The sequence below is a fragment of the Solemya elarraichensis gill symbiont genome (assembly GCF_002021095.1).
GTDB lineage: Bacteria > Pseudomonadota > Gammaproteobacteria > Chromatiales > Chromatiaceae.
In genome coordinates this window covers 1-6,694 of sequence record NZ_MPRK01000088.1, presented here as the reverse complement: position 1 = coordinate 6,694, position 6,694 = coordinate 1, and the positions used below count along the sequence as shown (strand labels likewise).

General features: G+C 52.9%; 9 protein-coding genes. 5 read left to right on the top strand and 4 right to left on the bottom strand.

Annotation, left to right across the window (positions count from 1 at the left end; all coding sequences use genetic code 11):
* Positions 1-358: GDP-mannose 4,6-dehydratase (locus BOW51_RS05860; RefSeq protein WP_174564731.1), on the top strand; the 358-nt coding region annotated here is incomplete at its 5' end.
* Between the two features lie 52 nt (positions 359-410).
* Positions 411-635 (top strand): hypothetical protein, encoded by a 225-nt coding sequence (locus tag BOW51_RS05855; protein WP_078476883.1) that lies wholly within the window; start codon positions 411-413, stop codon positions 633-635.
* A gap of 44 nt (positions 636-679) precedes the next feature.
* On the opposite strand, the gene BOW51_RS05850 is transcribed toward BOW51_RS05855, so the two are convergent.
* The 4 genes from BOW51_RS05850 to BOW51_RS05835 all read right to left on the bottom strand — a co-directional run bounded on the left by BOW51_RS05850 (position 680) and on the right by BOW51_RS05835 (position 4,031).
* Positions 680-1,045 carry a gamma-butyrobetaine hydroxylase family protein gene (locus tag BOW51_RS05850; protein WP_078476882.1) on the bottom strand — a complete coding sequence of 122 codons (366 nt, stop codon included), beginning with the start codon at positions 1,043-1,045 and terminating at the stop codon, positions 680-682.
* Between the two features lie 77 nt (positions 1,046-1,122).
* The gene (gene hslU, locus BOW51_RS05845; RefSeq protein WP_078476881.1) at positions 1,123-2,463 is read right to left on the bottom strand and encodes an ATP-dependent protease ATPase subunit HslU; all 1,341 of its coding nucleotides are present in this window, start codon (positions 2,461-2,463) and stop codon (positions 1,123-1,125) included.
* 8 nt (positions 2,464-2,471) lie between these two features.
* Positions 2,472-3,020: an ATP-dependent protease subunit HslV gene (gene hslV, locus BOW51_RS05840; protein ID WP_078476880.1), complete on the bottom strand. Its 549-nt coding sequence runs from the start codon at positions 3,018-3,020 to the stop codon at positions 2,472-2,474.
* On the bottom strand, positions 3,021-4,031 hold the full coding sequence (locus BOW51_RS05835) for a CDP-6-deoxy-delta-3,4-glucoseen reductase (RefSeq protein WP_078476879.1): 1,011 nt from the start codon (positions 4,029-4,031) through the stop codon (positions 3,021-3,023).
* A gap of 63 nt (positions 4,032-4,094) precedes the next feature.
* Between BOW51_RS05835 and BOW51_RS05830 the strand changes: the two genes are divergently transcribed.
* The 3 genes from BOW51_RS05830 to BOW51_RS05820 all read left to right on the top strand — a co-directional run bounded on the left by BOW51_RS05830 (position 4,095) and on the right by BOW51_RS05820 (position 6,612).
* Complete coding sequence (locus BOW51_RS05830; protein ID WP_078476878.1) at positions 4,095-4,973, top strand: SDR family oxidoreductase; 879 nt, start codon at positions 4,095-4,097, stop codon at positions 4,971-4,973.
* Positions 4,970-5,590, top strand: a complete 621-nt coding sequence (gene yihA, locus BOW51_RS05825) for a ribosome biogenesis GTP-binding protein YihA/YsxC (RefSeq protein WP_078476877.1) — start codon at positions 4,970-4,972, stop codon at positions 5,588-5,590. Before BOW51_RS05830 ends, yihA begins: the two co-directional genes overlap by 4 nt.
* Before the next feature lie 74 nt (positions 5,591-5,664).
* Positions 5,665-6,612: a phytanoyl-CoA dioxygenase family protein gene (locus BOW51_RS05820; RefSeq protein ID WP_078476876.1), complete on the top strand. Its 948-nt coding sequence runs from the start codon at positions 5,665-5,667 to the stop codon at positions 6,610-6,612.
* Positions 6,613-6,694: the final 82 nt, after the last annotated feature.

The window sequence follows — 6,694 nt, the reverse complement described above, 5'->3', positions numbered from 1 at the left end:
GATGTTGCAGCAAGAGAGCGCTGAAGATTTTGTCATCGCCACGGGGAAACAGCATACTGTCAAAGAATTTACTAACGCTGTGGCAGAGGCCCTGGAGATGGAAATTCACTGGCAGGGAGAAGGCGTCAATGAAGTCGGTCTGGACGCACACGGTAACTGTATCGTGCAGGTTGACCCGAGCTATTTCAGACCTGTTGAAGTCGAAAACCTTCGTGGCGACACATCAAAAGCCAAGGAGTTTCTTGGCTGGTCCCCGAAAACCTCCTTCACCGAACTGGCCACAGAAATGGCTATGGAAGATTTAAAAACAGCAAAAAAAGAGGCATGCCGGTTAAACGCCCCGGATCAGAACGCCTGACCTAAATGAGTGATAAGTCACGATCAATCAAAAACCCTCTGAAGAGAAATGGATGCGCAGTCTGCTAGAGAATCTGGACAGACCTATTTTGGAAATATCCTACGAGGATTATGTGCTCAACAGGGTTGATCGTCTAAAGGATATCCACAATTTTTTGCGTGTACCTTATACCGGGTCAACCCTGAACCTTGTTCATGAGCCCAAAAAACCGGCAGGCATTGAAGCAAAACGGCTGATGAGCCTTTTCATGGAAAGGAATAATCAATCTGGAACTTAAGGCCATCCGTAGCCAGGCTTCCTTCCTGATTCCTGGCAGGCAGGCTAGGAATCCGCTTTTCGTTCCTTGCCGGCTGCTTCGAGTTCGGAGAGATATGCTTGCCACATCTCATCATAGTTGGCGCCCATGGTGTAGAGAGTCTCCCATGAGTAGATACCGGTGTTGTGACCATCATCAAAATGCAGTGCAACCGCATAGTTGCCTACTGGTTCAATACGCTCGATATTGACTCCCTCTTTGCCTACCTGCAGCACGCGCTGATCAGGAGTATGCCCCTGCACCTCGGCTGAGGGCGAATAGACGCGCAGAAATTCGCACGGCAGCGAGAACTTGTTGCCATCGTCAAATGCGACCTCAAGCACCCGCGACTGGCGGTGCAGATTGAGTTCTGTCGGCATTGGTTTAGACATGATAAAAACCTCGAAAATCGATTCAATGGCGGTATTGTAACGCCATCTTCTGCGGAGATTCCGCAGTGTGTCTGTTGTTAAAGAATATAGCGCGTCAAATCCTCATCCTGCGCCAATTCACCAAGACTCTGCTCAACATAGTCCGCATCGATCGTGACACTGTCGCCCGCTCTGTCCGAGGCTTCATATGAGAGACTTTCGAGCAGGCGTTCCAGCACGGTATGCAGACGGCGTGCACCGATATTCTCTGTCTTTTCGTTAACCTGCCAGGCGATCTCGGCGATGCGCTGGATACCACCCGTTTCGAACTCCACCGAAACACCTTCTGTCTGCATCAGTGCCTGGTACTGCTCTGTCAGGGATGCATCCGGCTCGGTCAGAATACGTGAGAAATCCTCAACACTGAGTGCCGAGAGCTCAACCCGAATCGGCATACGCCCCTGCAGCTCAGGAATCAGATCAGATGGCTTGGCGAGATGGAAAGCACCCGAGGCAATGAAAAGGATGTGATCTGTTTTCACCATGCCCTGCTTGGTGGAGACGGTACATCCCTCGACCAGCGGCAGCAAATCACGCTGTACACCTTCGCGGGAGACGTCAGCGCCACTTGCCTGGGCACGTGAACAGACCTTGTCGATCTCATCGATAAAGACGATGCCATGCTGCTCAACATTATCTATTGCCTGCAGCTTCATCTCTTCCTCGTTGACCCGCTTGGCTGCCTCTTCATCCTCGATCAGTTTGAGAGCTTCCCTGATATGCAGCTTGCGTCGCTTTGGGCGACCAGAGCCGCCCATGTTCTGAAACATCTCCTGCAGCTGACCGGTCATCTCCTCCATGCCGGGCGGCGTCATGATCTCGACACCAACCTTCTGCGCAGTGACCTCTATCTCGATCTCCTTGTCATCCAGTTCACCACGACGCAGCTTGTAACGAAACTTGGTACGCGTCGAGGACTCTTCAGGTGTTGCCTGGCTCTCCTGCTCCCACGTGGTGGGGGTGGCCGATGGCAACAGGGCATCAAGCACACGTTCCTCGGCTGCTTCGCGCGCCTTGTCACGCACTTCTTCCATCGCCACTTCACGTGCCATCTTGATGGCCGAATCGGCAAGATCACGAATGATGCTGTCAACCTCGCGTCCGACGTAGCCAACCTCGGTAAACTTGGTTGCCTCCACCTTGATGAAAGGCGCATTGGCAAGCTTTGCCAGGCGACGTGCGATTTCGGTTTTACCGACTCCGGTGGGGCCGATCATGAGGATATTCTTTGGTGTGATCTCGGCGCGCAGCGCCTCGTCAACCTGTGAACGACGCCAGCGGTTGCGTAGTGCAATCGCCACGGCGCGCTTCGCCTCAGCCTGGCCAATAATATGTTTATCGAGTTCTGCGACGATTTCGCGGGGAGTAATTTCAGACATGGTACGAATCAGGAGTCCTGGATTTCAAGTTCTTCAATGACGAGGTTGTGGTTGGTATAGACACAGATATCTGCCGCGATATGCAGCCCTTTCTCGACGATGCCGCGTGCATCAAGCTCGCTGTTGTCAAGCAGGGCACGTGCAGCAGCCTGGGCATAGGAACCACCGGAACCGATTGCCATGAGGTCGTCTTCCGGCTGAATGACATCACCATTACCGGAAAGAATCAGCGATGCTGAATGATCGGCAACACACAACAGCGCCTCGAGCTGGCGTAGCATTTTGTCGGTACGCCAATCTTTTGCCATCTCTACCGCAGCACGTGTCAGGTGTCCGCCATGCTGCTCAAGCTTGCCTTCAAAACGCTCGAACAGGGTAAATGCATCGGCTGTTGCACCGGCAAATCCTGCAATCACGCGATCCTTATAGAGCCGGCGTACCTTGCGCGCATTGCCTTTCATGACCGTGTTGCCAAGGCTCACCTGGCCATCGCCGCCGATAACGACCCGGCCATTGCGACGTACAGAAAGAATTGTTGTCCCGCGAAATTCTGGCATTTACTTTTCCTTGGCTGCAGCGTATTCAAACACGTCCGAATACATATGATCACGCGACAGACCCTTTTCTGCAAAGGCAGCGGCACACGCCTCGACCATTACCGGCGGACCCGCTATGTAGACATCATAATCGGCAATATCATCAATCTCTGCAATCACTGCCTCGTGGACGAAGCCGGAATGTCCTTGCCAAGCCCCATCCGGTTCTGACATCACCGGCACAAAATCGACATTGGAGTTTTCATCCGCCCACTGCTGCGGCAAATCAGGAAGATAGAGATCGCGACTGGCACGCACACCCCAGTAGAGCTTCATCGGGCGTTTCTCACCCACATACAGGGCGTGTTCGATCATCGCCTTGATCGGTGCAAAGCCAGTACCACCGGCAACGAACAGCATCGGACGGTCAGAATGCTCGCGCAAAATAAAGGAACCAAGCGGCGCCTCGATACGCAATACAGCCTTCTCCTGCAGCAAATTAAAAACGGTCTCGGTAAACTCGCCACCTGCAACATAGCGCACATGCAGTTCGATCTGCTCATCATCGTGCGGCGCATTGGCAATCGAGAAAGCACGGCGATGGCCGTTCGGCAGGATAATATCAAGATACTGCCCAGCAAGAAAACGCAGTCGCTGGCTCTCGGGCAGCTTGAGATAGAGCCCCATAACGTCATGACACAGCTGCTCCATGTGCTCAAGCTTGCATGGCAACGCCTTGACCTCGATTTCCTCAACTGTCTCAAGCACCTCGGCACGGATTGTCACATCCGACAGGGGTTGGGCCTGGCAAGTGAGGCATACACCCTCCTCATCGGGCATTCCGCCTGGGATACCAAAGGGGTACTCGACCTCGCCTTCAACCAGGGTGGCCGCGCAGGAGCCACAGCTGCCGCTGCGACACCCGTAGGGCAAAATGACGTTCTGGTGCAGAGCGGCATCAAGGATGGCTTCACCCTTGCGTACTTTAAATTGCTGCCCGTTTGACTCGATTGTGACCTGAAAATCAGACATAAACTTGATTGAATCCGTAAAAGTTGCGAAATTGTCCCGTATTTCGAGCCGAATTAAAACCTCATGACTGCAACGTTAATCGTTGGCTGTGGCGACCTCGGGCGCCGAATTGCCGCAAAACTGCTCCGGCAAAGTGTCTCCGTCAGCGGGCTCGTCCGCTCAGACGAAAGCGCACAGCTGCTTGCTCATGAAGGCATTACACCTTGCATCGCCGATCTCGACGCTGCAATTGCATCCATCGACATCGATGCCAAACACCTGCTCTATCTTGCGCCACCACCCCCACAGGGGAGTGTCGACACACGTATGCAGCATTTTCTCGACGCTGTGTCAGGCACGCCGAAAAGCTTCATCTACTTAAGCACAACCGGCGTCTATGGCGACTGCCAGGGAGCATGGATCGACGAGACTGCATCTGTCGCACCGATAGCCGAGCGTGCAAAGAGACGTCTCGATGCAGAACAGCAGGTCAGAAAAAAGGCGGCACGGGAAGGCTGGCCCCATATCATCATCCGTGTTGCTGGCATCTATGGCCCGAACCGGCTGCCGCTAAAGCGCCTGGAGAGCCAAGAGCCGCTATTATGTGCCGATCAGGCGCCATTTACCAACCGTATTCATGTCGACGACCTTGCCAGCATCATCCTCGCCCTGCGTGAAAAGGGGCGAAATGGGGAAATCTACAACGTCACCGACGGACAACCGGGCAATATGACGGACTATTTCCTGCGCGTTGCCGATTTTGCAGGGCTGCCGCACCCGCCGACAATCAGCATGACAGAAGCGCAGGACGTGCTCAGCAAGGGCCTGCTGAGCTACCTGAAGGAGTCGCGTCGCCTCTCCAATGCAAAACTGATGGCAGACCTTGAACTCGAACTGGAGTACCCTACGCTTGACGACGGCCTAGCCGCAATTTTCAACAGGTCACCAGAGGATCTTCAGTGAACACTTTTTTCTACCAGGCTAAATTTGACATGAGCGCTGCCGCACTGGCTCAGCTGCCCACCTGCGACGAAGCCTTCGAGGTTGCTTTTGCCGGCCGCTCAAATGCAGGCAAGTCGAGCGCCATCAATACACTGACAAACCAGAAGAGTCTTGCGCGCACCAGTAAAACCCCCGGCCGCACCCAGCTGATCAATCTCTTTTCTCTTGATGAGAATCGTCGTCTTGTCGACCTGCCGGGATATGGATTTGCCAAGGTACACAGCTCAATTCGCGAGCAGTGGCGCGGATTGTTATCGAATTACATCGAACAACGCGAGTGTCTCAAGGGCGTAGTTGTGATGATGGACTGCCGCCACCCGATGAAGGATCTCGACATGCAGATGATCGAATGGTGCGTCCATCTCAAACTGCCGGTCCATATCCTGATGACCAAGTCGGACAAGCTCAAAAATGGCCCCGCCACTGCTGCCATGCTGCAGGTTCGCAAACGTATTGCAGACTATCCCAATGTGACTGTACAACTCTTCTCTGCACTCAAAAAACGCGGCGTTGATGAAGTGCATGCCAAGCTCGACGAGTGGTATAAAACACAGGCTAAAAAGCAATTATCCAATTGAATCATGTATTCTGCCAGGATAAATAAGCTGCACCACCCGGGATTAAATCACAGGCTAACAACGAACTCGCAGGCATGACAGAAGAATGGAAAAAACAGGGATACAGCGCTACGAGACGATTAATCGATAGCGAAGCCATCCATTACCTCGCATCTCTGAACGTTAACTCCGATGAACTCAGCAGACCCAATAAAGTGAAGCGGCTGTGGATGGTAGATGCACAAGTACGACAGGTCGCTACAAGTAAAAACATCTGCCGTCATCTTGATTCGTTTTTCGATAACAGCGATTACTATTTGTGGGGCGCCCATCTAATTGATCGTAACCCCGGAGAAATTCATCCCTGGCATTCAGACAATGAAACCTGTCGCCCTGAAGGAGGATTCGTCTCACTATGGATCGGTATCTCTGGTGTTGATGAGAACAGCGCCCTGGCAGTAATTCCCGGCAGCCATGAATATGGAGAACCCCTGCAGAAATTCTTTGCCTATGAAAACCCTGTAAGAAATGACCCCAATGCCGTGGCCATTCTTGAAAAAGCGCTTGAATACGATGCCGAAGCCAGCAATATGATTCCATCCTGCAATGATGGAGACGGCGTATTCTTTGACGGCCGCTTGTGGCATGGCACATTCAACAATAGCCAGTTCCCACGGCGCTCCCTGTTACTCCAGTATGGCAGACGCGGCACCCCAATCAAGTTCGCGAAGGACTATACGTCATACCCTTTCGTTTATGAAGACGGCCACGCAAGCGCCCCACCTGTAATGCCAGTTAAGGGAAAGCCCGACCCGTTAATCAATCACAATGTTATTGGAAAGGATGGAGGGCTGACCTATCCGGCGGCCTCTGTCGCTGTACAGCCTGAACTTGCCAATAATAAACAGTTGAACTGGGCTGCCTTCCCCTACTTCAACACACCCACCCGGATTTTCGAAAAGTTCTCTTGTCATGCTTCAGAACTGCTGCCGGGATGTATGCCGCATATGCCGCATGATCATGGTGACCAAGCGTGTCTTTGATCTCGTGATGTAAAACGGGACATCCAAGTCTCCCTTTTACACTCGATCTTCGACAGCCTTTATTGCCCCGGACGCCCTGCGT